This window comes from Microbacterium sp. T32, from assembly GCF_001619615.1.
Classification (GTDB): domain Bacteria; phylum Actinomycetota; class Actinomycetes; order Actinomycetales; family Microbacteriaceae; genus Microbacterium.
In genome coordinates, this window is sequence record NZ_LQQP01000001.1 from 107,870 (window position 1) to 134,132 (window position 26,263).

Below are 26,263 nucleotides of genomic sequence, written 5' to 3' on the forward strand. Positions count from 1 at the left end.
CATGCAGCACAAGAAGAGAGCGGTCAGCGTCGCCCTGCTCGCCGCGGGCGCCCTGGTCATGGCGGGATGCTCGTCGTCGAGCACCGGCAGCACCGACGCGGCGTCGTGCGCCCCCGCCGGCGAGAACGTGACGCTCACGTTCACGTCGTGGATCCCGGGTATCGAGGATGCCGTGAAGATCTGGAACGACAAGAACCCCGACATCCAGGTGCAGGTGCAGACCGGCCCCTCGGGCAACGCCGGCACGTACCAGAACTTCTTCAACCAGCTCCAGGCGGGGAACGCCCCCGACCTCGGCCAGATCGAGTACGACGCGCTGCCGAACTTCCGGGTGCAGGACGGTCTCGCGAACCTCGGCGCGTGCGAAGACGTCGTCGCGGCCAAGGACCAGTTCGTCGACTGGACCTGGAAGCAGGTCACCCTCGGCACCGACAACGAGGTCTACGGCGTGCCTCAGGATGCCGGCCCCATGGCGCTGTTCTACCGCAAGGACCTGTTCGAGCAGAACGGCATCGCGATCCCCACGACGTGGGACGAGTACCGCGAGGCGGCGAAGAAGATCCGCGCGCTCGGCGGTTATATCACCAACTTCTCGCAGAGTGACATCAACCAGTTCGCGGGCTTCGTGTGGCAGGCCGGCGGTCAGTGGTTCTCCAACGACGGCGACGCCTGGAAGGTCGACCTCACCAGCGACGCCTCGAAGAAGGTCGCCGACTACTGGCAGGGCCTGATCGCCGACGACCTCGTGTCGTCGTACCCGGCCTGGACCGACGAGTGGAACAACGCGTACAACACCGGCCAGGTGTGGACGTGGAACTCCGCCGTCTGGGGTGCCAACTCCATCTCCAGCGGTGCTCCCGACACGTCGGGCAAGTGGGCGGTGGCCGAGGCTCCGCAGTGGCAGGCCGGGCAGTCGGTCGCCGGGAACTGGGGCGGATCCTCGATCGCCGTCTTCAAGTCCACGAAGCACCTCTACGAGGCGGCGAAGTTCGCGCTGTGGCTGAACACCTCCGAGGAGGCGCTGACGTCGCTGAACAAGACCGCGGCGATCTACCCCGCGACCAAGGACGGCCTGAAGCTGCCCTCGCTGCAGGAGGGCGTGCCCTTCTACGGTGACCAGAAGATCTACGACGTGTTCGCCAAGGCCTCCAGTGAGGTCGACCCGAACTTCGTCTGGGGTCCCACGATGACGCAGGTCTACGCCGACGTGTCGGACGGCTTCAAGGCCGCCGTCGCCGGGTCGGGCACGCTCGACCAGGCGCTGGCATCCGCCCAGGACAAGACCATCGCGACCCTCGAGGCGCAGTCGATCCCGGTCGCGAAGTAACCTCCAGGCATGATCCATCACCTCCGCGCCGCGGGCGTCGACTTCATCCTCGACGCCCGCGGCACGGCGGCGCCCGTCGTGGTGCACTGGGGGCGCGCCCTCGGTGACCTCGACGCCGCCGCCCTCCGTGCCCTGGCCGATGCCGCGATCCCCGCCGTCGCGCCGAGCTCGATCGATCGTCCCTTCCGGGTCGGTGTTGTTCCTCTCCTCACGGAGGGCTGGACCGGCCGTCCCCCCGTCGAGATCTCCCCGTTCTCCCCAGCTTTGCGCCACCTCGGCACCCGACGCGACGGTGACACGCTCGTCGTGACGCTCGCCCTCGGCGACGCGTGGCTCGAGCTGCGCTACACACTGACGCCGCAGGGCGTCCTCCTCGTCGATCGCCGCGTGCGCAACGACGGTGTCGCCGACATCGAGGTGCGCGCGCTCGCCGCGCTCCTGCCCGTGCCCGCGCGGGCACGCGAGGTGCTGGACTTCTCCGGCCGCTGGGCCGGGGAGCGCGAACCGCAGCGTCTGCTCCCGGGCCACGGCGTCTGGGCCCGCGACACCCGCCACGGTCGCGGAGGCCACGACGACCCGTTCCTGTTCACCGTCGGCACGCCCGGGTTCGGGTTCCGTCACGGCGAGGTGTGGGCCACCCACGTCGCGTGGAGCGGCGACCGTTCCGTGTGGTTCGAACGCAGCGACGTGGGTTTCTCCGTCGTCGGGGCCGGCGAACGCCTCGACGCTCTGGCGCTCGCCCCGGGCGAGACGCACGAGGCGCCGACCGTCGTGGCCGTGTGGTCCGACGACGGCCTCGACGGGCTCTCGGCACGTCTGCACCCGTGGGTGCGGTCGTGGGCGACGCCCCGGGGCCCGCGTCCGGTGACGCTCAACACCTGGGAGGCGGTGTACTTCGAGCAGTCGCTGGAGCGTCTCACGCCGCTCGTCGATGCCGCCGCCCGCGTGGGTGCGGAACGCCTCGTGCTCGACGACGGGTGGTTCCACGGGCGCACCGACGACCGCCGCGCGCTCGGCGACTGGACTGTGGACGAACGCGTGTGGCCGGACGGCCTCGACCCGCTGATCTCGCGCGTCAACGGCGACGGCCTCGAGTTCGGTCTGTGGGTCGAGCCCGAGATGATCAGCGACGACTCCGACCTCGCGCGGGCGCACCCCGAGTGGATGCTGACCCCCGCGGATGCCGTGACCTGGCGGTTCCAGCACGTGCTGGACCTCACGCACCCCGACGCGTGGCAGTACATCCACGACCGGCTCGACGCGCTGCTCGCGCAGTATCCGATCGCGGCGCTGAAGTGGGACCACAACCGCGACCTCCTCGTCCCCCGCACCGGGGATCAGGTGCGCGCTCTGTACCGTTTGCTCGACGCCCTGCGCGCCGCGCACCCGGGTGTCGAGATCGAGTCGTGCGCGTCCGGGGGTGCCCGGATCGACCTCGGTATCCTGCGCCGCGTCGACCGGTTCTGGACCAGCGACACCAACGACCCGCTCGCCCGCCAGCGGATCCAGCGGTGGACCGGCATCCTGATCCCGCCGGAGTTCCTCGGTTCGCACGTCGGCGACGAGCGCGCGCACACCACCGGTCGCACCGCCTCGCTGGCATTCCGGATGACGACGGCGCTGTTCCTCCACGCCGGGATCGAATCCGACATCTCGAAGGCCGACGACGCACAGCTCGACGCACTCGCCGCGTGGACCGCGCTGTACCGCGCCCATCGGGCGCTCCTCCACGGCGGCGCGACGGTCCGGGTCGACGACCCCGACCCGGCCGTGCTCCAGCACGGTGTCGTCGCCCCCGATCGCGGCGAGGCGTTGTTCGCGTACGTCGCGCTGGACCGGTTCGATCAGGCGCTGCCGTCCCCGATCGTGCTGCCGGGCCTCGACACCGACCGGCGCTACCGGGTGCGGGCGATCGACGTCGGCGCGCCGGTGCGGACGGTCCAGGATGCCGATCCCGCCTGGCTCGTGGCCGGCGGTGCGGTCCTCCCCGGATCGGTGCTGGCCGAGGGCGTGCTGCCCCCGCCGCTGCTCGCGCCCGGGGAGGCACTGCTCCTGCATGTGACGACGGAATGAGATGACAGCGAAAACCCCGCCCCGAGAAAGGGGCGGGGTTTTCCTGTTCCCGGTTCGGTCCTCGTCGGGTTCAGTCCTCGTCGGGGGTGAACGGCACGCTGCCGGCGCTGCAGTACGAGCCGGGGGAGTGCACGAGGTGGGCGATGCGCAGCTCGGCGTCGGCGTCGCCCGACATCTCGGGTCGGAGCTGGGGCGAGGCGTTCCACTGGAACTGCTCCTGACCGGGGAAACGGCGGGCGTGGGCCTCGAGTCCGAGGGGCAGCAGGCGCATGCGACGGTCGACCCACTCGGCATCCCACGGTCCCTCCGCCTGGATCTGCTCGGCGGCGCGGAATTCGTAGTAGATGGTGCGGCGCAGGCGGTTGCCGGTGACGGCCTCGGAACCGTGCACCACCATCACGTCGTGGACGAGCACGTCGCCGGGCTCGAGCTCGACCTGGACGACGCCGGGTGCGTCCCACCCGTACTCGTCCTGCAGCTGGCAGACGTCGACGGGCGCGAGGTGCGAGCCGGGGGCGACGCGGAGGGCGCCTTCGCCGGCCTTGGAGGCGTCGAGGTAGACGTCGACGTTGAAGATGCGGTGCGTGCGGGGGTGCACGGCATCCTGGTGCCAGTCGATCGCCGCGCCGTCGCCGGTGTCCTTGAAGACGAGCGACTCGTAGGTGGGGACGAGGTCGGGACCGGCGAGGCTCTCGGCGATGCCGAGGACGGCGGGCGAGCCGAGCAGCTCCAGGGAGGCCGCGGAGCCTTTGCCGTGGAGGTAGTCGACGCGGAACATGCGCTGCGCGCCGCCGCGGGTGGCCCACTGGTAGTCGGGACCGTCGGGGTGGTCGGGGCCGAGGGCGCGACCGGCGGCGATCCACTCGTCGGCGGCGTCCTGCAGACGCGCGAGCAGGTCGGGCGGGATGCGCCCGGGCAGCACGACGTAACCGTGCGCGTCGAAGTGCTCGATCTGCTCGGGGGTCAGGTGGTACGGGGCGGTGGACACGGAGGTCGGTGTCGGGGTGAGGGTGCTCATGACCTCACCGTACGATCGGATGAACGCCGATTTCCTCCTGCGCAGACGCACATACTTCCGGGATACTCGGATCATGGATGCCACCCCCTCGTCGTTCGATCTCGCGTGTTGGCGGGGCGCCGTGCCGCGGATGTCCGTGGCGCACACCCACGACGACCTGGAGTTCAACACCGCCCCGGTGGAGCTGGAGTACCTCGTCGACGGGCGGCAGGTCGTCATCCCGGCGGGGGCGCTCGCGGTGTTCTGGGCGGCGCGGCCGCATCAGCTCGTGCGCGACTCCGGCGGCAGCGAGCTCACGTGGCTCACGGTGCCGCTCGCTCAGGCGCGCGGGTGGCGCCTGCCGGGGGAGTTCCTCGCGCGGATGTTCGCCGGCGACATCGCGGTGGCGGAAGCGGCTCGCGGGCCGCTCGACCTGGCCGAGCGGGTCGGGTCCTGGGGCGAGGAGCTGCGTCCCGGGCATCCGCTCCGGCGGGCGGCGGTGGGGGAGGTGCAGGCGTTCGTCCTGCGCGCCGCGCAGGCGACCGCGGCGGGGGTGGCCGCGGGGAGTGTCGCGGGAGGGCTGCGGGCCGACGTGGCCGACATGGCGGCGTGGATCGCGGAGCATGCCGCCGAGGACGTCTCGGTCGCCCAGGTCGCCGACCACGTCCACCTGCACCCGCACCACGCGATGACGGTGTTCCGGGCGGCGCTCGGGGTCACGATCGGCGAGTACCTCGCGCAGTGCCGGATCGCCCGCGCACGGGAGCTGCTACTGACGACGGACGAGGCGATCCCCGACATCGCGGTATCCGCGGGATTCGGTTCACTCAGCCAGTTCTACGCGCGCTTTCGCGACCACACGGGCGAAGCCCCGGCGGCCTATCGACGGCGCCACGAGGTGTGAGGTGTGGCCGGCAGGCAGCGAGGAGTCCGCGCGACTTCGTCTCGAGGAACGACGCGGCGCCACGGGGGATGACGTCTCAGCAGGCGGCGAGGAGTTCGCGCGACTTCGTCTCGAGGAACGACACGAGCGCGCCGAGGACGTTCAGCTCGTTGCCGAGGTTGACGATCTCGACGGCCGTGAGCACGATCGTCGTGTCGCGGGCCTCCATGGTCGCCGACCAGCGTCCATCGCTCCCGGCGATCGGCTGCAGGTAGGTGATCGTGGCGGCCTCGCTGAGGTCGACGACGATCAGGCCGCGGTTGACGTCGGTCTCGTCCTGCTGTTCGAGCACGCGGATGTCGCTGCCGGTCAGGTAGCCGAGGCCGCGGAACTCTTCGAGCCACTCCTCGAGCAACTGCATGTCCAGCAGATCACGTACAGGCACAACACACTCCGTCTCGGGCGCGCGACATGCGCTCGAGCCATTATCCCGGCTGCCACCCGGGAAAGGGCGTGTGCGGCGGGCTTATCCGCGGTTTCTATGCGGCGCGCACCGCGCGCACCGCGCGCACGGGGCGACGGGCCGGCGCCTGCGAACTCGACGCGCGCGAGACCAACTGCTCGTCGTTCTCCCACGTGCGCAGGTCGATGACGAGACCGGCGGAGGCGTTCGCCTGGTCGGCCAGCGCGCGGAGGTATTCGCCCACGAGCTGTTCGGGTTCGGTGGAGATGAAGACGAAGCGCATCGGGATGGAGGGGTGCAGCCAGATCGCTGAGCGTCCCGCGGTGTCGGGGTCGCCGGTCCAGGTGAGGGTGAAGGACTCGTTGCGTCGGAGCTTGGTGGCGGTGATCACCTTGACGTAGGCCAGCAGACGGTCGGGGAAGGTCACCGGAGAGGCATCGGTGCCGTAGTAGAGACGGGCCATGTCGCGACCGTAGCACTATTTAAACGAGTTAAATAACCCTCTGAAATATTCACAGGTTTAATCAGCTCTGACTAGGGTGGATGCCATGTCCCCCCGGCCCGCTCTCTCCACGGCGCTCGACGCCTACATCGAGGCGCGGCGCTCCGCCGAGGCCGCCACCCGCGCCGAGCTGCGCCTCAGCGAGACCGAGGTGCGTGCGCTGCTGCGGATCCGCGAGCAGCCCGGCATCCGTCCGTCCGCTTTACGGGATCATCTAGGGGTCACGTCGGCCGGTGTCACGACGCTCGTCGACCGACTCGTCGAGCGCGGCCTTCTGCGCCGCGAACTCGACACCGAGGATCGCCGGGTCAACCACATCCACCTCGAGGTCGACCTGTCCGCGATGCCGTGGGCGCAGCTCGACCGCTTCGCCCGTGACCTCGACGACGCCATCGCGGCGGAACCCGCGGCCGCGGCGAACGCCTTCGCCGAGACGCTGCAGCGGATCACGGGAGAGGTTCTGGCCCGGCACTGATCCCCGGGATGCGGGCGAACGCGTCCTCGAGTGCCGTGCGCACCGCGCGGATGCCGGGCCGGTCGGCCGTCCCCCGCCGCACCGCGGTGAAGATCTCGCGGCGCGGCTGCCCGGGCAGGTCGATCGAGCGGGTCGTGGGTTCGTCGCCGCCGAACACCAGGGCGGGGATCATCCCCACGGCATGGCCGGATGCCACGAGCCGGACGTGCGCGGTGAGATCGGCGAGCTCGAAGCGCACGTCGGGCTCGAATCCGGCGGCGCGGCACTGCTGCGTCGCCCATTGCCGGGCGGCGGTGCCCTCGGGTTCCATCACCCACGCCCGATCGCGGAGGTCGGCGAGCGAACGGGCGGGGTCCCCCGGGCCGACGGCGAGGCGGATGGCATCCCTCCCCAGGGCGCGGCGGTCGAGGAGCGCGCGCTGCTCGCGCGTGTGACCGGGGTACTGCTCGGCGACGGCGAGGTCGAAGCCTCGCGCGGCGACCTCGAACAGCCCCTCCTCGGGTGCGAGCTCGGAGATCTCCACGCGCAGGCGCGGCTCCGACTCGGCGAGAGCGTCGAGGGCGCGCGGAACCAGGCCGTGAGCGGCGGACTGCATGACCGCGAGGCGGACGGGCGCGAGCGAGGGCTGCAGGGACTCGAGTTCGGCCCGTGCTGCCTCGTCGGCGGCGAGCATGCGGGCCGCGTGGGCGGCGAGCGCCTCGCCCTGGGCGGTGAGACGGACGCGGCGGCCGTCGGGTTCGAGCAGAGCGACGCCCGCGTCGCGTTCCAACTGAGCGAGCTGCTGCGAGATCGTCGAGGGGCTGAACGACAGGGCCTCCGCGACGGCGGCGAGGGTGCCGCGCATCGACAGCTCGTGCAGCAGACGCAGACGGCGGAGATCGAACATGGATGCCCCTTCGGTTTCATCGAGCGATACCCGTCACAAATCATCGCTTTTCTCGAATCGTACGCCACCGCACACTGAGGTCATCGAGGAAGGAACGCCATGTCGCTCACCGATGTCACCCGTTCCGAGGTCGCTCCCGCCGACCTCGCCGACGAGGCCGTCGCGCTCGTCCGCCGCTGGCTCGCCGAGAGCCGCGACGAGCCCGTGGATGCCGCCGCCACGCGGTTGGCCGGGGTGCTGCGCGATCCGAACGGACTCGCGTTCACCGTCGGCTTCGTCGACGGGGTCGTACGGCCCGAGGACCTCCGCGTCGCGGCGGCCAACCTCGCGGGGCTCGCGCCGCTCGTGCCGGGCTTCCTCCCACTGCACCTCAAGGCCGCGATCCGCCTCGGGGCGCTGACGGCGCCGCTCCTGCCGCGGGTCGTTGTCCCGGCCGCGCGGGCGGCGCTGCGCTCGATGGTGCGGCATCTCATCGTCGACGCGAGCGACCGCCGGCTCGGCGACGCCATCGCGGCGATCCGCGGGCGCGGTGAGGGGATCCGGCTCAACGTGAACCTCTTGGGTGAGGCCATCCTCGGCAAGAAGGAGGCCGCGCGGAGGCTCGAGGGCACCCGACGGCTGCTCGCCCGCGACGACGTCGACTACGTCTCGATCAAGGTCTCCTCGACGGTCGCGCCCCACACGCCGTGGGCGTTCGACGCGGCCGTCGCCGATGCCGTCTCGGCCCTCCGGCCGCTGTACCGCGTGGCCAAGGAGACCGGCACTTTCCTCAACCTCGACATGGAGGAGTTCAAAGACCTCGACCTGACCCTCGCCGTGTTCGAGACGCTTCTCGGGGAGCCCGAGTTCCACGGGGTCGAGGCGGGGATCGTGCTGCAGGCGTACCTGCCGGACGCCCTCGCCGCCATGATCCGCCTGCAGGAATGGACCGCCGCGCGGGTGGCATCCGGGGGTGCTCCGATCAAGGTCCGCGTCGTCAAGGGTGCGAACCTGCCGATGGAGCGCGTGGATGCCGACGTGCACGACTGGCCGCTCGCGACCTGGCCCTCGAAGCAGGCGACGGATGCCTCGTACAAGGCGGTGCTCGACTACGCGCTGAGGCCCGAGCACACCGCGCACGTGCGTATCGGCGTGGCCGGGCACAACCTCTTCGACGTCGCGCTCGCGTGGCTCCTCGCCGAGCGGCGCGGGGTCACGGGCGGCATCGACGTGGAGATGCTCCTCGGCATGGCGACGGCGCAGCAGGCGGTCGTGCGGCGCACGGTCGGGTCGATCCTGCTGTACACGCCGGTGGTGCACCCGCAGGAATTCGACGTCGCGATCGCGTACCTGATCCGGCGCCTCGAGGAGGGCGCGTCCAGCGAGAACTTCATGTCGGCCGTGTTCGACCTCGGCACGCACGAGGCGCTGTTCGCGCGCGAGCGCGACCGGTTCCTCGCGTCGCTCGCCGATATGCCGACGGGGGTTCCGGCGTCGCACCGCGTGCAGGACCGCACGGCCGCGCCCGAGCCGGCGCCGCGCGACGGATTCCGCAATACGCCCGACTCCGATCCGGCGATCGCGGCGAACCGCGCGTGGGCCGGACGGATCGTGACGCGGATGGCGACCTCACGGCTCGGGGCCGACACGATCGCCGCGCACACGGTGACCGACGAGTCCGTGCTCGATGAGCGGATCCGCGCGGCTGCGGCCGCCGCCGTCGCCTGGCGAGAGCTGGGCGCCGACGCGCGCGCCGAGATCCTGCACCGCGCGGGCGACGCGCTCGAAGCGCGCCGGGCCGAGCTCATCGAGGTCATGGGTGCCGAGTGCGGCAAAGTCGTCGAGCAGAGCGACCCCGAGGTGTCCGAGGCGATCGACTTCGCGCACTATTACGCCGAGCAGGGGGGACGCCTCGAGCGGGTCGACGGCGCCCGGTTCACGCCCGCAGGACTGACGGTGGTGACACCGCCGTGGAACTTCCCCGTCGCGATCCCCGCCGGGTCCACGCTCGCCGCGCTCGCCGCCGGGTCGGCCGTCGTCATCAAGCCCGCGGCGCTCGCCGAACGCTCCGGGGCGGTGATGGTGGAGGCGCTGTGGGAAGCCGGCATCCCGCGCGATGTCCTGACGCTCGTGCAGGTGTCCGAGAACGACCTCGGCCGGCAGTTGCTCACGCACCCGGCGGTCGATCGCGTGGTGCTCACGGGCGCGTACGAGACCGCGGAGCTGTTCCGCTCGTTCCGTCCCGACCTGCCGCTGCTCGCGGAGACGAGCGGCAAGAACGCCGTCATCGTGACCCCGAGCGCCGACCTCGACCTCGCCGCGAAGGACGTCGCCCTGTCGGCGTTCGGCCACGCGGGTCAGAAGTGCTCGGCGGCCTCCCTCGTCGTGCTCGTCGGTTCCGTCGCGACCTCCCGCCGCTTCCGCGACCAGCTCGTCGACGCGGTCGAATCCCTGGAGGTCGGGATGCCGTGGGACGACGCCGCGCGCGTCGGACCGCTCATCGAACCCGCGCAGGGCAAGCTGCTGCGCGCGCTGACGACCCTCGAGCCCGGGCAGCGCTGGGTCGTCGAGCCGCGCCGTCTCGACGAGGACGGGCGCCTGTGGCGTCCCGGCATCCGCGAGGGCGTGCAGCCGGGGAGCGAGTTCCACCGGACCGAGTACTTCGGGCCGGTGCTGGGGATCATGACGGCCGAGACCCTCGACGAGGCGATCGACATCGTCAACGCCATCGAGTACGGCCTGACGTCGGGCCTGCACGCCCTCGACGAGACCGAGATCCAGCGCTGGCTCGCGCGGATCGAGGCCGGCAACGCATACGTCAACCGGGGCACGACCGGGGCGATCGTGCAGCGGCAGCCGTTCGGCGGCTGGAAGAAATCCGCGGTGGGTGCCGGGACCAAGGCCGGCGGCCCGCACTACCTCTTCGGGTTCGGATCGTGGACGGATGCCGAGGCATCGGCGCCGCGGCTCGCCGACGCCCTCGCGGGGCCGGCGTGTGCGGCCGTGCCCGCCGCGGATCGGGAGTGGCTGGCATCCGCCCTCGCCTCCGACGCCGCGGTGTGGGCGTCGGAGTTCTCCGTGGCCCGGGACGTCACGGGGCTGGAGTCGGAGCAGAACGTGCTCCGCTACGGCGCCGTGCCGGTCACGGTGCGGCTCGAGGACGCGGCCGACGTCGCGCTCGTGCGCGTGGTCGCGGCGGGCGTGCGGGCGGGGTCCGCGGTCACCGTGAGCGCCGGCCGCGAGCTGACCCCCGCCGTGCGGGCGTGGCTCGAGGGCGCGGGCGTCGCCTACGACATCGAGGACGCCGCCGCCTGGGCGCGGCGCGCGGCGCGGCTCGCGCGCACCGGCGGCCGGGTGCGGTTGCTCGGGGGCTCGGTCGAGCGCTTCGCCGCGGACACCGCTGGATCTCCCGCGGTGGCGCTGTACGCCGGCGATCCGACCCGAGCCGGGGAAGTGGAGATGCTCCCGTTCCTGCGCGAACAGGCCGTCTCCATTACCGCCCATCGCTTCGGGACGCCCCGCCGGTACGTCGTGCCGTCGTTGGTCAGGGCGTGACCCGGCTCAGGGCCTGACCCGGCTCACGTCGTGCCGCGGGACGCGACCCGTTCCGCGGCACGGCCGACCGACGCAGGAGCCGGGGTTCCCGGAACGGTCTGCGGCGCGGTGACCGGGTCGCCCGCGACGACCCGCAGCGGCAGCTCGCCCGCCCAGACCGCGCGATCCTCGCCGTCGCCGTCCTCCTCGACCTCGGATCCGGCGTTGTCCTTGACGCTGGCCTCCGCGAGCGGCAATCGCAGCACGAGCGTCGCGGCCAGTTCACGGGCGGTCATCGGCCGGACCTCGGCGGCGCGTCCCGGCAGGAGGCGCTCCGACAGGGCGAGCAAGGCATCCTCCTTCTCCTCCGCCGGAACGACGGATGCCACCCCGTAAACGACCGCGCAGCGGTAGCGCATCGAGCTGTCGAACAGCGAGCGGGCGTACTTCAGGCCGAGCAGGTGCGTCACGGTGAGGCACACCGGCGCTCCCGCGGCGATCCGTCGGAAGAAGTCGCTGCCCGTCGATCCGTGGATCAGGACGTCGTCGCCGTCGCGGCCGATCCCGACCGGGAGGGCCACCGGCCGTCCGTCGCGCACGATCGCGAGGGTCGCCGAGAGCGCGCCGTCAATGATGTCGTAGAGGGCTGCACGGTCGGTGACCTGGTACTGCGGCAGTCGCCGGACGCGGGTGAGAGGGGTGACGGGAAGGTCGGTCATGTCCCGATTTCACCGCGCGGAGTGGTCTGATCCATAGGCCGATTCCTGGAGAACCGGGTGGACCAGTTCCCGGGCCGATGGGAGGCTCGCATCCATGATCTCCGTCGGCATCCTGGATCGGTCGTCGCCCGTGCCGCTGCACGCGCAGTTGACGCAGGGGCTTCGCGTCGCCGTCGTGGAAGGGCGACTGGCCGCGGGGGAGACGCTGCCGTCGACGCGCGCGTTCGCCGATGACCTGGGTGTCGCGCGCGGCACCGTCGTCGCCGCCTACGAGACCCTTGTCGGGGAGGGATACCTGCTCGCGCGCCCGGGTGCCCGGACGGTCGTGGCCGAGCTTCCGCGGTCGCCGGTCGTGAGCGCCGAGGTGCCCGCACCGACCGCCGCGGTGGCGTCGTCGGTGGTCGACCTCCGTCCGGGACGGCCGGGATCGCGGGGACTCGCCGACGCCGCGTGGCGGTCGGCGTGGCGGCGGGCCAGCGCCGTCGACCCCGCGTCCGACGTCGAAGACGAGCGAGGCCTGCCGGCGCTGCGGAGCGAGATCGCCCGGCATCTCGGACGCACGCGCGGCGTGACGGTCGACCCCGGCGACGTGATCGTGACCGCGGGGACGAGCGACGCCCTTCTCCTGACGGCGCTCGCGCTGCCCTCGCGACGGTCGGTCGGCGTCCGGCGCGTCGGCGTCGAGAATCCGGGGTATCCGCGGGTGCGCACGATCCTCGGTCGGCTCGGGATCGAGATGATCCCGCTGCCCGTGACCCTCCAGACCGGATGGGACCTGGATGCCATCGAGCAGCACCACGATCTGGATGCCATCGTCGTCACGCCCCACCATCATTACCCGCTCGGAAATCGGTGGGATGCTGCGGCCCGCGCCCGTCTGATCGCCTGGGCCCGCCAACACGGGACCGTCGTCATCGAGGACGACTACGACAGCGAGTTTCCCCACGGTCGCGCGCCGCTGCCGCCGCTGAGACTGCTGGATCCGGGCGGCGTGGTTCTCGTCGGGACCCTGTCCAAGGTGCTGACGCCGGCCCTGCGGTTCGGATGGATCATCGCGTCCGGGGAGATGCGGGAGCGTCTGTGGGCGGCGCGGGCGGATCTCGATTCCTCGGTGTCCTCGGTCACGCAGGAGGCGCTCGCCGTGTACCTCGCCGATGGTTCGCTCGCCCGCCACGTGGCTCGTCGTCGCCGCGACTACCGCCATCGGCGGCACCTCGTGCTCGAGGCGCTCGGGGCGACCGCCGGGGTGACTCTCACGGCTATGAACGGCGGGCTCCACGCCGTCGCGCTCCTGGTGGATGCGTCACCGGATGACGAGTCGCGGATCGTGGCGGAGATCGCGGCGCGGGGAGTGCTCGTCGCCGGGCTCGGCGACTACGCCTTCCCGGGTGTGCCGACGGACCTTCCGCCGGGCATCGTCCTCGGCTACGCCGAGCCGCCCACCGTTCGGCTGACGGAGGCGCTGTCGGTGATTGCCGAGGTGCTCGGACGCCGAGGGAGTCCCTGACGCCCTGTGACTGGGTGATGACGACTGGCGGGGTGATGACGACCTAAAGAGGCAGACGGAGCAGAGCGAACGCCGCGCCAGGACGGCCGCGGTGGGAGGCCCGCAGTGGAAGGGTCGCCGCCGAAGCGGGCCAGGCCACGGAGGGTGCCGCCACGGAGGGTGCCGCCGTGGAGCACGCGGCCGCGGAGCACGCGGCCCCGGCGTACGCGGCCAACGGGGTACGGCCACGGAGTGCGGCTACGGAGTCCAAGGAGGATGCGGCCCCGGAGCACGCGGCCCCGGGGCACGGCCGCGGAGGGTGCGTGCACGGAGTGCGCTGAAGAGTGGCGCTCAAGGGGGAGTGGCGCTGAAGGGGGAGTGGCGCTGCCAAAGGAGTGGTGCTGGAGGGGGTTGGGTACTGCAAAAGGAACGGGCGCTGAAGGGCGGTCGTTCAACAGCGGTCGCACGTTACAGGGGGGCGGACGATCAAACGCAGCGGTCGGACAGCCGAGCCGGTCGATCAGAACGGTGGGGGGTCGGCATCCGGGACGAACATCACTCGCCCCGCGAGCTTCTCGTGGTGGTCCTGCCCGAGTGGACTGTGAAACTTCAGGCTGCCGTCGGGTTCCTGCGTCACCGTCCACTCGGTCTCGGTCTTGAGCGTGTGATGACGCACGCAGAAATAGGAGAGGTTGCTCAGATGGGTCGGCCCACCATCGTGAGCCTCGTGGTTGTGATCGAGCTGGCAGCGGCCGATGGGCGCTCGGCATCCGGGCGCGCGGCAGTGTCGGTCACGGGCGGCGAGGAATCGGCGTTGCGACGTCGTGGGGGAGTAGCGGTCGACTTCGAGCACGGTTCCCGTCACCGGGTCGCACAGCACGCGATCCCATCCAGGGGCCCGAGCCGCGAGATGACGGGCCGTCTGGGGGTCGATCGGTGTCAATCCGTCGAGGCTGGCGCCGACATCGGCGTGACCGATAAGCGTCATCACGGGCACGGTGATCTGCACGTGCCCACGGATCGCCCCCAGCCCTCCGGGACATGTCGCATCGGTGGTCGGGTCGACCGCCGGCACCGCGGTGAGAAGCAGATCCGCGCACAGGTCGGCGCCGATCTGCGCGAGAGTCCGGGTATCGCGCGGAGGGCTCTGCGGGTCCTCCGCCACGGATGGCCCGTCGAGCGCCGTCACTTCGGCCGGAGTGCCGACGGAAACGAAAGCAGCGTGAGCCGGGGCCTCCGGCGTCGCCTCCCCACGCTCGTCGAGGGTGGCGGGTGCGTCCGATCCTGCATCTTCACCGACCGCCGCCGTGCCGTCCATCGTCGTTGGCTCCGTTTCCGCGGCGCGGCCGGTGTGTGCGTCCGAATCCGAGTCGGCCCCGCTTGCCTCCGGTGCTTCTTCGGTCGGTGCCTCCGCGGCCATCGCGCGAATGGCCGCGGCTTGCCGCCGAAGACGGTCACGGATGCCGTAGGCCACCGTCGCCGGGAGGACCACACTCAGCTCCGCCATGCCATCCGCCAGATCTCGGACGCTCACCCCGCGGGTCGCCGCGGCACGCGCGTGCCGCTCGGTCATGCCTACCGGGTGCACGCTCTCGGCGAGCTCGCGCCCGAACGCGCGCACGCGCCCGGGGGAGTCGCGCTCCGCGCGTGCGAGGACCACCTGTTCCCACCCCGCCCGCGTGCCGTCGTCGTCGAGGACGATGCCCGTCTCGAGGATCGCCTGAGCGTGGCGCATGCCGATGCGTCCCTCGCCGAGCGCATCGACCGTCGCGGCGAACTTCTCGGTCAGCGTGTGCGCATCGGAGAGCTCTTTCTGGACGGTGAGGTCGTGACTTTGCGTGGCCACCGCGATCTCGAGCGCGAGAGAACGGACGGGCATCTCCCGTGCTCGCGTGTCACGGGAGCGAACGCGTGCCATCTGGTCGAGCGCGATCCGCAGCGCCTCCGCACGGAGCCTGACGAGCGAGGCCTGCACGCGCGCGACGCGAACCGACTCGTCGCGAATAGCCTCCACGAGCGCCCGCATCCGCTCCGGCTCCCGCTCGTCGGCGGGAGGCTCGGAGTCCGGAGGCGGCTGGGAAGTCACGATTCCAATCTAGAACATAGCTTCGAATGTGCGTTTGATATCTCACCTGTACCAGTCCGTGATTCACCCGATCCGGGAACGCCCGAGAATCTCCAGGGCCGCCATCGCGGCATTCTGGCCGCCGATCCCGCTCACCGCTCCGCCGCGCCGGGCCGACGAGCCGCACACCAGCACGCGCGCGTGCCCGGTCTCGACGCCCCACCGCTCCGCGGGCCCGAAGCCTGAGCCGCCGGCGCCGGCCGCCACCGCACCCTCGGCCGCACCGGTTCCACCACCCGCCCCCGCACCGCGTCCACCGCCGTTCCCCTCGCGCCACGGCCACGACAGTCCGCCGTGGAAGATGTCGCCGCCCAGCATCCCGAGTGACCGCTCCAGGTCGGTCGTCGTGCGGGCCTCGATGCACAGCCGCCCGTCGGGAGCCTCCATGATGCAGTCCCGCAGCGGCTCCGCGAGCACCGAGTCCAGCGATCGCTGCGCCTCCGCGAGAAGACGCGCCCCGGCCGCCACGGGGTCTTCCCCGTCGATCAGTCGGTGCGGCACCTGCAGCCCGAACAGCGTGAGGGTCTGCGCCCCGCTCGCGCGGAGTTCGGCGCCGAGGATCGACGGGTCGGTGAGCGAGTGGCAGTAGATCTCGGCCGGAAGCGGCGCGGGCACGAGACCGGCGGATGCCGCGACGTAGGCGGCATCCAACTGGGTCATCGTCTCGTTGACGTGGAACGTTCCCGAGAACGCGGCCTCGGGAGCGACCGCCGTGTCCCGGAGCCGGGGCAGTCGGGACAGCAGCATGTTGACCTTGATCTGCGCGCCCTCGGGCTCGGGCGCGGTCGTCGGTGCGCCACCCGCGGTGAGCAGCCGCGCCAGGACGGCCCGCCCCACCCCGCTCAGCACGACGTCGCCCACGTACACCTCGGCGCGGCCGGTCACGGCGTGCACCTCACCCGACGGCGAGACCGAGATGACCTCGACGCCGGTGCGGATCTCGGCGCCGGCGTCGCGCGCGGCGCGTTCGAGCTCGGCGGTCACCGCCCCCATCCCGCCGACCGGGACGTCCCAGTGCCCGGTCCCGCCGCCGATGACGTGATAGAGGAAGCATCGGTTCTGCGCGAGCGACGGGTCGTCCGACGACGCGAAGGTCCCGATGAGGCCGTCGGTCAGCGCGATGCCTCGCACGAGATCGCTCTCGAGCGATGCTCTCAGAAGCTCGCCGAGCGGCCGCTCCGTCAGCGCCTCCCACAGCTCGTCGTCGCCGAGCCGCGCCCGCACCTCGTCCGCAGTCGGCAGAGGCTCGGTCATGGTCGGGAAGACCGCGCGTGCGAGCGGGAGGAGACGTTCGCCGAACGCCGCGAACCGCCGCGCCTCCTCGGCGTCGCCGAGCGTCCGCGCGAAGGAGGCGGCGGTCGCCTCGGCATCCGCGGTGTCGATCAGGATGCCGCGCGTCGGATCGGCCGGATCCGGCGTGTACGACGAATACCGCCGACGTCGCAACTCCAGCCGGAGGCCGAGGTCGTCGATGATTCTCCGCGGAAGGAGACTCACGAGATAGGAATACCTCGAAAGGCGGGCATCGACCCCCGGCCACGGTCGCTCGGACACGGCCGCGCCGCCCACGGCATCCTGTTTCTCGAGGATCACGACCGATCGGCCGGCGCGCGCGAGGTACGCCGCAGCGACCAGGGCGTTGTGCCCTCCGCCGACGATGACGACGTCGTATCGAGTGGTCTCCGGGGGGTTCATGCGCCCACGCTAGCCACCCCGTCCGACATCGCCCAGGGGGTGGCATCCCCAGTAGCGTGGATGCCATGACTCTCGCCGCAGATCTGCTCGACATCGCCACCCGCATCGCTCGCGAGGCCGGCGATCTGGCCGCCCGGCGCCGCCGCGAGGGGCTCGAGATCGCCACGAAGTCCGTTGCCGCCGACATCGTCACGGCGGCCGACAAAGAAGTGGAGGCCTTCGTCCGCGCCGAGCTGGAACGGGAACGCCCCGACGACGGCTTCTTCGGCGAGGAGTCCACCGCGCAGGAGAGCCGCAGCGGCGTCACGTGGGTCGTCGATCCGATCGACGGCACGGTCAACTACGCGTACGGCATCCCGGCGTGGGCCGTGAGCATCGCCGCCGTCGAGGGGTCGGACGACCCGGCCACCTGGAGCGCGCTCGCGGGTGTCGTCTACAACCCCGTCTCCGGGGAGATGTTCCGCGCCTCGCGCGGTGGTGGCGCGTGGCTCGGCGACCAGCGGCTCTCGGTCACCCCCGAGGTGGGCGCCGCCGGGGGACTGGTGGCCACCGGCTTCGGCTACGACCCCGCAACCCACGCCCCGACGCTCGAGCGACTCGCCCGCGTCATGCCGATCGCGCGCGACATCCGCCGCATCGGTGCCGCGTCCCTCGACCTGGCATCCGTCGCCGCCGGACGAATGGATGCCTACTACGAGAAGGGCACCAACCCCTGGGATCACGCCGCGGGAGTGCTGCTCGTCGAGGAGGCCGGCGGCATGGTCGGGGGAGCACCGGGCGGGCGTCCGGGCAAGGGAATGGTGATCGCCGCAGGTTCGGGGTTCTACGAGCGTCTCGAGGAAATCCTCGAACCGGAACTGTAAATATCGGACCCCTCATGGCATTCCCAGTGATGCCGGGTTAGGGTAGTTACCCGTTCGTTATTTTCGCGACCCGAACCTGCGGAAATGGCAGAAGCCCGAAAGCCCGAAGCCGTCGCGCCCGCGACATGAACCGAGAGCCCCCGCGCGTTGCCGTCAGAAGCCCCCGAGACTGAGCCCGCCCGAACGCGGCGATCCAGTCGCCCCTCCATTACGACCGCCGCGACCGAGTTGACGCGAGCCGAGCGTCGCCGCCTCTCCGCCTCCGTCGCGGAGACCCCGAATGATGAGCACGGCGAGTCGGTCGCCCCGGTCGACGCGGATGTCGCGTCGCAGCCCGAGATCGTCGAGCAGGTGGCCGCCGCCGTCGTCGAGACCGTGATCGCCGCGACGATCCAGCCGACCCTCCCCGCTCCGCGCCGCCGCTCGTCGCGTGCCGCTGCGAGCTCCGCCACCCCCGCGGTGACGGAGCCCGAAGCGATCGCGACGACCGAGGACGTGGCATCCACGACTCCGGCATCCGATGCCCTCGACGTCACCGTCGTCGATGAGCGTCGCTCCGACGACGATGTGGCCGTCATCCTGCAGAGCGCCGACGCGACCGAGGCGACGACGCCCGTCGCGCTCCCGACCTCGCCGATCACGCTCCCGTCGACGCGCCGCAGCCGCCGTCGCCCCGCGGCGGTCGAGGGCGAGGAGTCGCCGCTCGCGGCCGAAGCGCCCGCCCCCGCTGAGTCGATCGCAGCCGAGACCGCCGCGCCGAACGACACGAGCACCACGGACGAGCTCGCCGACGAGTTCGAGGCCGCCGCGCGCCTGTTCGCCTTCACCGGCGAGAACCCCGTGCAGCAGCCCGCCGCCGAGCCCGTCGCCCCCGCGACGCGTCCGGTCACGCGGGGTCTGCCCGTGGATGCCACGCCCCAGCGCCGCAGCGGGCGTCGCGTTGCCGCCGCTTCGTTCTCCGTCGGTGTCATGGGCCTCGTCGGACTCCTGACCGTAGGGATGACGATGCCGGTGAGCGCCCTCGCCTCCGCGAACGGCACGACCAACGTCGCCGCCCCCGAGACGGCTGTGACGCAGAATCTCGCGGTGGCCGGCGGCGATGCCGGGAACGGCGCCATCCAGGCCTACGTCGCTCCGGCCCAGTCGCAGTCGGCGATCGTCGACCGCGCCGACGGCTACTCCGCGGCCACGTACGCGCAGGTCGCCGCGGACAGCGGCATCCGGTACCCGAGCGACTTCTACAAGAACGACACGTCGGCCGCGATTCAGTGGCCCTTCGCCGTGGGTGTCGGGATCACGTACGGCTTCGGCATGCGCGACGGCGTGATGCACGAGGGCGCCGACTTCGTCCCCGGCGAGGGTGCGCCGATCCAGGCGATCGCCGACGGCGTGGTCCGCACCGCGACCGAGGACGGCGGCGGCTACGGCGTCATGATCATCATCGACCACAAGATCGACGGCCAGCTCGTCTCGAGCCGCTACGCCCACATGCTTCACGGCTCCATGCAGGTCAAGCAGGGCGACGTCGTCCACGTCGGCGAGGTCATCGGCCACACGGGCAACACCGGTCGCTCGTTCGGTGCTCACACGCACTTCGAGATCCTGATGAACGGCACGGTCGCCATCGACCCGATCACCTGGCTCCGCGCGAACGCCGGACGTCACTCGCTCGATTAGAAGAGGCTGCCAAGCTCTGATATTCTCTTCTAGTTGCCCGGAGCGATCCGGGTACGCCCCGATAGCTCAGTGGCAGAGCACTTCCATGGTAAGGAAGGGGTCGTCAGTTCAATCCTGACTCGGGGCTCACAGCATCTCTCTCAAGGGGATGCCGCGCGGCGGGGTAGCTCAGTTGGTGAGAGCGCACGACTCATAATCGTGAGGTCGCGGGTTCAAGCCCCGCTCCCGCTACCAAACTAGTGTTACTCGAACAAATGACCTTGAGATAAAGGTCCAGGCGTTCGGCAGAGGAAGCGTCGGAGATTTCTCCGGCGCTTCTTTCGTTGGTCGTCACGGATAGCGCTGCGTGGCGCACAGCGGCGGGGAGCGGCTGCAGTTCGTGAGCGACGGACATGAGGTGCCCGTCGTCGTCGACCCAGATCCGCTGGAAGAAGGCAGCGAGCAGCTTGCGCTTAACGGAGCCGGGTACCGACGTGAAGAGCGCATCGGGTCGAGCCATCAGATCGAGGTAGCTGAGCACCATCTGGGTGCGCTGCTCAAGAGACTCGACCGTGGTCTCGAGGCTGGCGCGCACCTCGTGCTTCTTGATCTGCAGGTCCCTCAGGCGGGCTCGAAGCTTGTCCGTTGCCAGGGCGCCCTCGGCAGCGAGGTCGACCAGGCGTTCTTCTTGGACATCGAGCTTCTTAAGTTCCTTCTGTAAACGAGCCCGTTGCTGGGCTTGATCCGCGAGTACTCGCTCAAGGGCGGCGCCGACCTCCTGCTTGGCCGTGGCTATGCCCTCGGGGGAGAGGATGACTGTCCGAAACTCCTGCTGGAGCGAGCGCTCGAGTTCGGCAGCCGGAAGGTACGGCAGGTCGCAGAGGCCATCTTGACGGCCGCGGCAGAGGAAGTACTCGTAGATCTCGTCTGCATGGTTCTTGGCTTCGACGAAGATGAGGCGATGTTCTCGCCCTGCCGCGTGGCATCGCCCGCAATGGAGCAGGCCACGCGCGAAGTGGTTGTGGACGCGGTCGCGCTGTCCTCGCTTCACGCGAGCATCGATCACCTGCTGGACTCGGTCGAACAGCTCCGGCGTGATGAGCGGTTCATGGCGTCCCGGATAGACGTGGCCTTTGAAGGTCACCATGCCGATGTAGTACGGATCGCGCAGAATCTGCCCCAACTGACTCCGCGACAGCGGACGCTCCGGCCACTTCGATGACTTCCGAGTCGTCAGCCCCTGCTCCGCGAGGAGTGCAGCCAGTCGGGTGGTGCTGTAGTCGCCAGTGGCGTATTGCTCGAACGCCCAGCGGATCAGCGGGGCGCGAGTTTCGTCGATGCCGATGGTGTTCACGAGTCGACCATCGAAGTCTTTGCGATCGTTGAGATAGCCGAGCTTGGCGCGGCCGACCGTACCGCCGTTCTTCGCCTTGTTGAGCAGCTTCTGCTTGATGTCCTCCCCGCTCTGGCGGACCTGGACCTCGTTCATGATGTCGGTGACGGCTTCCATGGCCTCTGCCATGTATCCGTCGCCAAAATCTTCCTTGGCCGAGATGAGTTTGACTCCCATACCGGCCAGGATGCGTTTCGTGATCGCGGCGTCGCCAGCGTTTCGGAAGGCGCGGGAGCGCATGTAGATCACGACGTAGGCAACCTCAGGGTGTTCCTCGACGTAGCGCAGTAGATCTCGGAACACGGGCCGTTTGCCGATGGACTGCGCCGAGTTACCCGGCTCGAGGAACTCCTTCACTACGGGAGCTTTGGATCGCTTCGCGCGCGCGAGGCACATCTCTCGTTGCGTTGCGATGGAGTTGCCGTCGGCGTCGATGTCGATCGCTGTGAGCATCTGGCGCGGCGTCGATACGCGCAGGTACAGGACCGCTTGGCCCTGAATCCCAAGGTCAAACTCGGGAGGCGCCGAGCCGTCGAGTCCGAGCAGGCTCTCCCAACCAGAGAATGAGGTACGGCGACGCGCCGCTTGTTGTTGAGTCATGAACTCCTCCTTTCTGCCCATCGTTCGGGCGGACTTAGCTCCTTGATTTACGCTCACTTCACCTCTTAAGTCGAGATGTTTTGCGACTCGGATGTGATGTGGAATTTGCATCATCACCTGGGGAAAACTTCCGGCTCCCACTGGTCTCGCTGGTGATGGCGTTGTGGGTGTGGGGCCAGGCCGCTGGCTGCGCGTCTGGCCCCACACGATGACGGTTAGTACTGCTTCCACCGGTCGATGGCGGGGTTGAGCGTGATCTGACTGTTCATGAGCGTCTCCATGAACAGTCGGAAGTCGCTCGGCCGCCGGGCCAGGTACTCTTCGCGGGCGACGAAGAGGTCTGGGACTCCGGTTTCCGACATGAAGGTCACCGCGCTGGTGAAGGCGGGCCGGTACCCCTGTGGTCGCCGTACTCGATGTATTCGGCCGCGATGATCACGCCGGTAGCTCTGGCGGCTTTGGCGATGAGCTCTCGTTGCCGGGCGATCGAGTGGTCGCCGACGTGCCGGGGTGCCCGGTCGTCTTCCTCGTTGCGGGCCCTCAGGTAGGTGACCCCTGTCCGGTAGGTCTCTCCGAGGTAGTGCTCTTTGTAGATTGACGTGATGTGCATGGTGCGCCTCCTTTCGGCTGAAGCACCGAAGCCGTCCCCTACCGTCTAGGAACGTCCCCGGTCTGTTTGGTTGTAGTTCTCCACCTGTGAGGGTGGAGCCTGTGTCGCCTCGCGCGGAGGCGGGGCGAAGTATGTGACTGCGGCTACTTGTTGAAGACGTGCCACCAGCCGTCGAGGTGGACGACGTCGTAGGTGTTGAGGATGTTTTGGTCGACGGCGGCGTGGTTCCAGGTGAGGTGGTCGTCGGGGATGCCTTGCTCGCTCATGACCTTCTCGAGCGCTTGGAGCCAGCCGAGGCCTTCGAGGACGTCGTGGCGGAACTCGGCGAACGTCTCCCACGCGTCGGCGTAGCTGTTGTAGAAGCCCTCGAGGATGTCCGTGGCCGCGAGGTTGGTGTCAGGGAGCAGCAGGTAGGCCGCGAACGAGGCACCGGCTTCTTCGATGCCGTGCAGAATGCGGAGGCCGTCGTCGGGGTCGCGCAGGGTGGAGAGGGAGCGTTCGGCGGAGGCAGCCGCTTCCGGGCCGAACGGCGCCTGCCCGCCCGGGCGTGATGGTTCGTTTTCAGGTTGCGCTGGGGGTGGGGTTTCGGGGCTCATAGTTCCTCCTTCCTGGGTTCGGTTGTTAGCGCGCTATCGGGGTCCGCCATCGTGGCCGGCAGGTCTTTGGGGGTGATGACGGTGAAGAGTCGGTCTGGAAGTCGGGGGTCAGCGCGGATGGCGGCGGTGAGGCGGTCGGCGCGCCGCTGCGTGGGTACGATCCACAGCACCCTGGGGAACACACCGTGTTCGGCTTGGGCGCGACCGGTGGCGCGGTAGGCGGCGTAGGCGGCGCACTTGTCGCGTAGGACCGGGACAACGCTTTCGGTTCCGAGGTCAACTTCGATGTACCAGTGGTCGTCGAAGTCAGGTGTGGAGAGTGTTGCGAACAGGTCTGGCTTGAGAATGGTGGCCGTGCCATGCCGGGTAAGGAAGCTCCTCCAGGCTTCGGTCTCGATCTGGAGCTTCGTGAGGCGCAGGTCGCTGGTCTGGGTGAGTTCGCTCAGAACGAGCGCGGTCTCGGTGATTTGAAGGCAGTGTTCAAGGAACGGCAGGCTCGGGTCGATAAAGCGTCGACGTGGTCCGCCGTCCCGTCGGGTGAGGCGCTCGCCGGCGGCGTCGAGGTGCCAGATGTACGACGCTGAGCCGCGGGTGTGCCCGCCGATCTTTCGCTCCAGCCGGGTCACCAGTCGCTGCTGCAGGAGCCGGTCGAGGACGCGGACGGTCGCACGAGTAGCGGCACTGGGCGTGGCGTGGCCGGTGAAGAACTGGCGCTGCAGCTGCCTAGTGGTGGCGTAGCAGTGGCGGCTCAGGAACCGCAGCAGCGCCCAGTCCCGCTCCGACAAGTCGCTACGGAGCCGTTCCAGCTGGACGGACGTGACGTAGCGGGAGGGCCGGATGGTGGGCGTCATGCCGTCCCCCTGCCGGTGGCGGAGTTGGGGGTGTTGGTTCCCGCCATAGGCGGGACAGTCGATCCCCAAACTGTCTGGGGATCGCAGTTATGACGGGCTATGAGGGCGACACTTCTGCATCGGACAGGTCGGTCGATCGGACAGCCGTTCACTTCTTCGCGTCCGCTCATTTCGGGCTCCGTTTCGTGCGCCCGATAGGCTCGTCATCACCCTCATCACCCCGTCCGTCACCCTCTGCCATCACCCTTGACGAGGACTGGGGAGGTTCCGGGGCGTAGCGGCGGCCATAACGGGCTTCCGCTTCAGCCGTGACCGCCTCGACGGAAGAGACCGCTTTCGGTGGTGGGAGAACTCGGCCGGAGAACCAGCCCGTGCGAGCACCACCGGACTGGAGGCTGGTGTAGATCTCGTAGGGCGGAAGTCGGGTGAAGTCCTCGGGGTCGAGCCCAGTGGTGCGGGCGGCAAGTTTCGCGTCGTCGTCTTCGAGGCCGAAGATGATCTTGTTGCGGGCATTCGCGTCGATGGTGCGAAGGAGCTTGTCTGGCATCTGAGAACGGCTTTGGTGGGCTATGTGCCAGGACGCTGCCAGCGACCTGGACTGCTCGAGCGCTTCGCCGAGGTCGCCGATGTGGAGGAAGTGCTGGGCCTCATCGATGTAGATCGACACCGGCCTGCGCTTCTCGGGCGCTACGGCGGCGCGGGCGAGGATGAGTTGCCACAGATTGCTCACGACGAGGGAGCCGAGCAAACTCGCCGCCTGGGTTCCGAGCATTCCCTTGTTCAGACTGACAATGAGGATGCGAGGCATGGTGAACAGGTCGGCGATGTCGAAAGCGGGATGCGTCTGCTCCAGCACCGCCTTCACGCCGGGGCGGAGCAGGAACTGGCGAAGCCGGGTCATGACCGGCCCGACGGCGGCGGCCTGCTGGCCGGGGCTTTTCGCGTCGTACTGCGCCCAGAAACTTTGCAACGTCGGATCCGAGATTTGAGCGACGACCTTGCGACGGTAGAGGGGATCCGTGAGGAGCTTCGGCAGCGCGGCCAGACTGGCGTCTGGTGTGTAGGTCGCGGTCAAGAACGAGGCATGAAGGGTATCGGCCGTTAATGGGCCGAACGCGTTTGGGAACAGACCACGGAACAGGTCGAGCATGATCTCGGCCACCAGCGGGCGCCGATCATCGCCCTCGGGGCCGGTCAGGCCAGCGAACGGGTTGATGCCGGCCGGGCGCTTGAGGAGCGGGTCGATGATCGCGACCTCACCCATCCGCCTCTCGGGGATGAGACTCAGCACGTCCTGAGCAAGGTCCCGCTTCGGGTCCACGACCACAACCGACCGCCCGGCATCGATGTCGGCTTTGATGAGGTGTAAGAACAGCGTGCTCTTACCCGACCCCGTTGGCCCATAGACATGGCTGTGACGCAGCGCGTCCTCCATCCCGATCCCGATCGCCGCGCTCGAGCCCGGCGCGGTGGCGGTCGCGAACACCCGCTGCTTCGGCGGACGGTACGTCGCGGGAGGGGCCAGGCGGCGCGGGTGCCGGTCCGGCAGGCCCGGCAGGTTACCGTCCTGGATCGGCCAAGCCAGCAGCGGCAGCAGCTCCTCGCTCGTAAGCGCCAGTGGTTGGCGCAGCGGGATGAGACCGGCGTCGAGGTTGGCCGGGTTCTTCGTCGTGAGGGAGATCTTCACGCCGCTGGTCTGCAGGGTGCGGATAGCCGCCAGCAGGCCGTGGACGAGGAGGCGCCGACGCACCGGCGAGGGGCTGGTGACGCCGATGCGGATGACGGCGCGGAACCGGTACTGGGCGAGCTTGTCCTGCATCCGGGAGCGCACCGCCGACGATGCAGGTGGTGCGCCGCGAAGGAGCAGCGCCCCGACTGAGGTCGCGGGGTCCGGCACGGCGCTCTGCAGAAGCTCTGGGGCCAGTGCCCGCCCGAGCACGACCTGGAGCACGAGGACGTCGTCCTTCCCCGTCGCGCCGGATAGGGCTGCGAGCACGGCCCGCAGACTCTGCCCATGCCCGTCGACCGAGAGCGCCAGGTGACGGCCGCTCATGCGGATTCGCCCCGCCCGCTCCACCGAAGCGCGCGGCTCAGCGGGGGTAGCGACGGTGCCGGGGATGAGGCGGCGCAGCGTCGATACGGCGGCCGAGAGGTCGGTGGCGTCGCCGCCGAGGAGGTGGCGGGTCTTCCCGGCTTCGGTGCGGGCCTCCCAGACCAGGCCGCCTCGACCCGGGTCGGCGGCGAGGGCCTGAAGGAATCCGAGGAGTTGCTGCTCGTCGATGGGCGGCTGGAAGTGGAGGTCACGCCAGACGGTGCTGATCATGAAGCGCCTCCTTCCTCGTCCTCAGCGGTCGCGTCCGCGGTGGGCTCATCTTTCAAGGCGGCGTTGGTTTCGCGGCGTTCGCGTTCTTGCATGGCGGCGTGTTCGAGGAGGGCGCGGGCGAGCTTGTCGTAGTCCGCGATCTCACGCCGCTCTCCGCGGACACGGATGCGGTACTCGCGCTTCGGGCGACCGCGACCGCGCCTGCTGGGTGCGCTCATTGACGGCCT

General features: G+C 69.9%; 23 protein-coding genes, 2 tRNA genes and 1 pseudogene. 12 read left to right on the forward strand and 14 right to left on the reverse strand.

The window, feature by feature from the left end:
- The first annotated feature begins 1 nt into the window (after position 1).
- Positions 2 to 1,327 carry an ABC transporter substrate-binding protein gene (locus tag AVW09_RS00540; protein ID WP_063256107.1) on the forward strand — a complete coding sequence of 442 codons (1,326 nt, stop codon included), beginning with the start codon at positions 2 to 4 and terminating at the stop codon, positions 1,325 to 1,327.
- 9 nt (positions 1,328 to 1,336) lie between these two features.
- Positions 1,337 to 3,400, forward strand: a complete 2,064-nt coding sequence (locus AVW09_RS00545) for an alpha-galactosidase (protein WP_063256109.1) — start codon at positions 1,337 to 1,339, stop codon at positions 3,398 to 3,400.
- Between the two features lie 70 nt (positions 3,401 to 3,470).
- Here the strand turns inward: AVW09_RS00545 and AVW09_RS00550 are convergent, their stop codons facing one another.
- Positions 3,471 to 4,418: a phytanoyl-CoA dioxygenase family protein gene (locus tag AVW09_RS00550; RefSeq protein WP_063256111.1), complete on the reverse strand. Its 948-nt coding sequence runs from the start codon at positions 4,416 to 4,418 to the stop codon at positions 3,471 to 3,473.
- 73 nt (positions 4,419 to 4,491) lie between these two features.
- On the opposite strand from AVW09_RS00550, the gene AVW09_RS00555 reads away from it, so the two are divergent.
- On the forward strand, positions 4,492 to 5,301 hold the full coding sequence (locus AVW09_RS00555; RefSeq protein WP_197462526.1) for a helix-turn-helix domain-containing protein: 810 nt from the start codon (positions 4,492 to 4,494) through the stop codon (positions 5,299 to 5,301).
- Between the two features lie 76 nt (positions 5,302 to 5,377).
- Here AVW09_RS00555 and AVW09_RS00560 read toward each other — a convergent pair whose 3' ends face one another.
- Together AVW09_RS00560 and AVW09_RS00565 are read right to left on the reverse strand one after the other, a co-directional pair.
- A complete protein-coding gene (locus AVW09_RS00560) occupies positions 5,378 to 5,725 on the reverse strand; it encodes a hypothetical protein (protein WP_156495896.1) in 348 nt (115 codons plus the stop codon).
- A 94-nt stretch (positions 5,726 to 5,819) separates the two neighbouring features.
- The gene (locus AVW09_RS00565) at positions 5,820 to 6,206 is read right to left on the reverse strand and encodes a DUF7882 family protein (RefSeq protein WP_063256122.1); all 387 of its coding nucleotides are present in this window, start codon (positions 6,204 to 6,206) and stop codon (positions 5,820 to 5,822) included.
- Between the two features lie 85 nt (positions 6,207 to 6,291).
- On the opposite strand from AVW09_RS00565, the gene AVW09_RS00570 reads away from it, so the two are divergent.
- Entirely contained in the window at positions 6,292 to 6,720 is a 429-nt protein-coding gene (locus tag AVW09_RS00570; RefSeq protein ID WP_063256128.1) for a MarR family winged helix-turn-helix transcriptional regulator, read from the forward strand.
- Here the strand turns inward: AVW09_RS00570 and AVW09_RS00575 are convergent.
- Positions 6,692 to 7,606 carry a LysR family transcriptional regulator gene (locus AVW09_RS00575; protein ID WP_063256131.1) on the reverse strand — a complete coding sequence of 305 codons (915 nt, stop codon included), beginning with the start codon at positions 7,604 to 7,606 and terminating at the stop codon, positions 6,692 to 6,694. The two genes, AVW09_RS00570 and AVW09_RS00575, sit on opposite strands and share 29 nt — an antisense overlap.
- A gap of 99 nt (positions 7,607 to 7,705) precedes the next feature.
- On the opposite strand from AVW09_RS00575, the gene AVW09_RS00580 reads away from it, so the two are divergent.
- Complete coding sequence (locus tag AVW09_RS00580; RefSeq protein ID WP_063256133.1) at positions 7,706 to 11,140, forward strand: bifunctional proline dehydrogenase/L-glutamate gamma-semialdehyde dehydrogenase; 3,435 nt, start codon at positions 7,706 to 7,708, stop codon at positions 11,138 to 11,140.
- A gap of 23 nt (positions 11,141 to 11,163) precedes the next feature.
- On the opposite strand, the gene AVW09_RS00585 is transcribed toward AVW09_RS00580, so the two are convergent.
- A complete protein-coding gene (locus AVW09_RS00585; RefSeq protein WP_063256135.1) occupies positions 11,164 to 11,838 on the reverse strand; it encodes a pyridoxamine 5'-phosphate oxidase family protein in 675 nt (224 codons plus the stop codon).
- Between the two features lie 94 nt (positions 11,839 to 11,932).
- Here AVW09_RS00585 and pdxR point away from each other — a divergent pair, with 94 nt between their 5' ends.
- On the forward strand, positions 11,933 to 13,345 hold the full coding sequence (gene pdxR / locus AVW09_RS00590; protein WP_063256137.1) for a MocR-like pyridoxine biosynthesis transcription factor PdxR: 1,413 nt from the start codon (positions 11,933 to 11,935) through the stop codon (positions 13,343 to 13,345).
- Between the two features lie 499 nt (positions 13,346 to 13,844).
- Here pdxR and AVW09_RS00595 read toward each other — a convergent pair whose 3' ends face one another.
- Both AVW09_RS00595 and AVW09_RS00600 read right to left on the reverse strand, forming a co-directional pair.
- Positions 13,845 to 15,410 carry an HNH endonuclease signature motif containing protein gene (locus tag AVW09_RS00595; protein WP_156495897.1) on the reverse strand — a complete coding sequence of 522 codons (1,566 nt, stop codon included), beginning with the start codon at positions 15,408 to 15,410 and terminating at the stop codon, positions 13,845 to 13,847.
- A gap of 63 nt (positions 15,411 to 15,473) precedes the next feature.
- A complete protein-coding gene (locus AVW09_RS00600; RefSeq protein WP_063256142.1) occupies positions 15,474 to 17,144 on the reverse strand; it encodes a phytoene desaturase family protein in 1,671 nt (556 codons plus the stop codon).
- A gap of 65 nt (positions 17,145 to 17,209) precedes the next feature.
- Here AVW09_RS00600 and AVW09_RS00605 point away from each other — a divergent pair, with 65 nt between their 5' ends.
- From AVW09_RS00605 to AVW09_RS00630, 6 genes are all read left to right on the forward strand, one after another.
- Complete coding sequence (locus AVW09_RS00605) at positions 17,210 to 18,007, forward strand: inositol monophosphatase family protein (RefSeq protein ID WP_063256144.1); 798 nt, start codon at positions 17,210 to 17,212, stop codon at positions 18,005 to 18,007.
- Between the two features lie 228 nt (positions 18,008 to 18,235).
- Positions 18,236 to 19,684, forward strand: a complete 1,449-nt coding sequence (locus tag AVW09_RS00610) for a M23 family metallopeptidase (RefSeq protein ID WP_063256146.1) — start codon at positions 18,236 to 18,238, stop codon at positions 19,682 to 19,684.
- Between the two features lie 55 nt (positions 19,685 to 19,739).
- Positions 19,740 to 19,811, forward strand: a tRNA-Thr gene (locus AVW09_RS00615).
- Positions 19,812 to 19,841: 30 nt separating this feature from the next.
- Positions 19,842 to 19,918, forward strand: a tRNA-Met gene (locus AVW09_RS00620).
- A 112-nt stretch (positions 19,919 to 20,030) separates the two neighbouring features.
- Entirely contained in the window at positions 20,031 to 20,384 is a 354-nt protein-coding gene (locus tag AVW09_RS00625) for a hypothetical protein (RefSeq protein WP_063256148.1), read from the forward strand.
- Positions 20,385 to 20,393: 9 nt separating this feature from the next.
- Positions 20,394 to 20,885 carry a hypothetical protein gene (locus AVW09_RS00630; RefSeq protein ID WP_063256150.1) on the forward strand — a complete coding sequence of 164 codons (492 nt, stop codon included), beginning with the start codon at positions 20,394 to 20,396 and terminating at the stop codon, positions 20,883 to 20,885.
- Here AVW09_RS00630 and AVW09_RS18400 read toward each other — a convergent pair.
- The 7 genes and pseudogenes from AVW09_RS18400 to AVW09_RS00665 all read right to left on the reverse strand — a co-directional run.
- Positions 20,778 to 21,770, reverse strand: a pseudogene (locus AVW09_RS18400) (recombinase family protein); the annotation flags it as partial. The gene AVW09_RS00630 and the pseudogene AVW09_RS18400 overlap by 108 nt on opposite strands.
- A 101-nt stretch (positions 21,771 to 21,871) precedes the next feature.
- Positions 21,872 to 22,018: a hypothetical protein gene (locus AVW09_RS17435; RefSeq protein WP_156495898.1), complete on the reverse strand. Its 147-nt coding sequence runs from the start codon at positions 22,016 to 22,018 to the stop codon at positions 21,872 to 21,874.
- A 5-nt stretch (positions 22,019 to 22,023) separates the two neighbouring features.
- Positions 22,024 to 22,266, reverse strand: a complete 243-nt coding sequence (locus AVW09_RS00645; RefSeq protein WP_063256156.1) for a hypothetical protein — start codon at positions 22,264 to 22,266, stop codon at positions 22,024 to 22,026.
- Positions 22,267 to 22,409: 143 nt separating this feature from the next.
- Entirely contained in the window at positions 22,410 to 22,862 is a 453-nt protein-coding gene (locus tag AVW09_RS00650) for a hypothetical protein (RefSeq protein WP_063256158.1), read from the reverse strand.
- Positions 22,859 to 23,713, reverse strand: a complete 855-nt coding sequence (locus tag AVW09_RS00655) for a replication-relaxation family protein (protein ID WP_063256160.1) — start codon at positions 23,711 to 23,713, stop codon at positions 22,859 to 22,861. Before AVW09_RS00655 ends, AVW09_RS00650 begins: the two co-directional genes overlap by 4 nt.
- A 166-nt stretch (positions 23,714 to 23,879) precedes the next feature.
- Positions 23,880 to 26,036 (reverse strand): type IV secretory system conjugative DNA transfer family protein, encoded by a 2,157-nt coding sequence (locus AVW09_RS00660; protein ID WP_063256162.1) that lies wholly within the window; start codon positions 26,034 to 26,036, stop codon positions 23,880 to 23,882.
- Positions 26,033 to 26,254 carry a hypothetical protein gene (locus AVW09_RS00665; protein WP_063256164.1) on the reverse strand — a complete coding sequence of 74 codons (222 nt, stop codon included), beginning with the start codon at positions 26,252 to 26,254 and terminating at the stop codon, positions 26,033 to 26,035. Before AVW09_RS00665 ends, AVW09_RS00660 begins: the two co-directional genes overlap by 4 nt.
- Between the last annotated feature and the right edge of the window lie 9 nt (positions 26,255 to 26,263).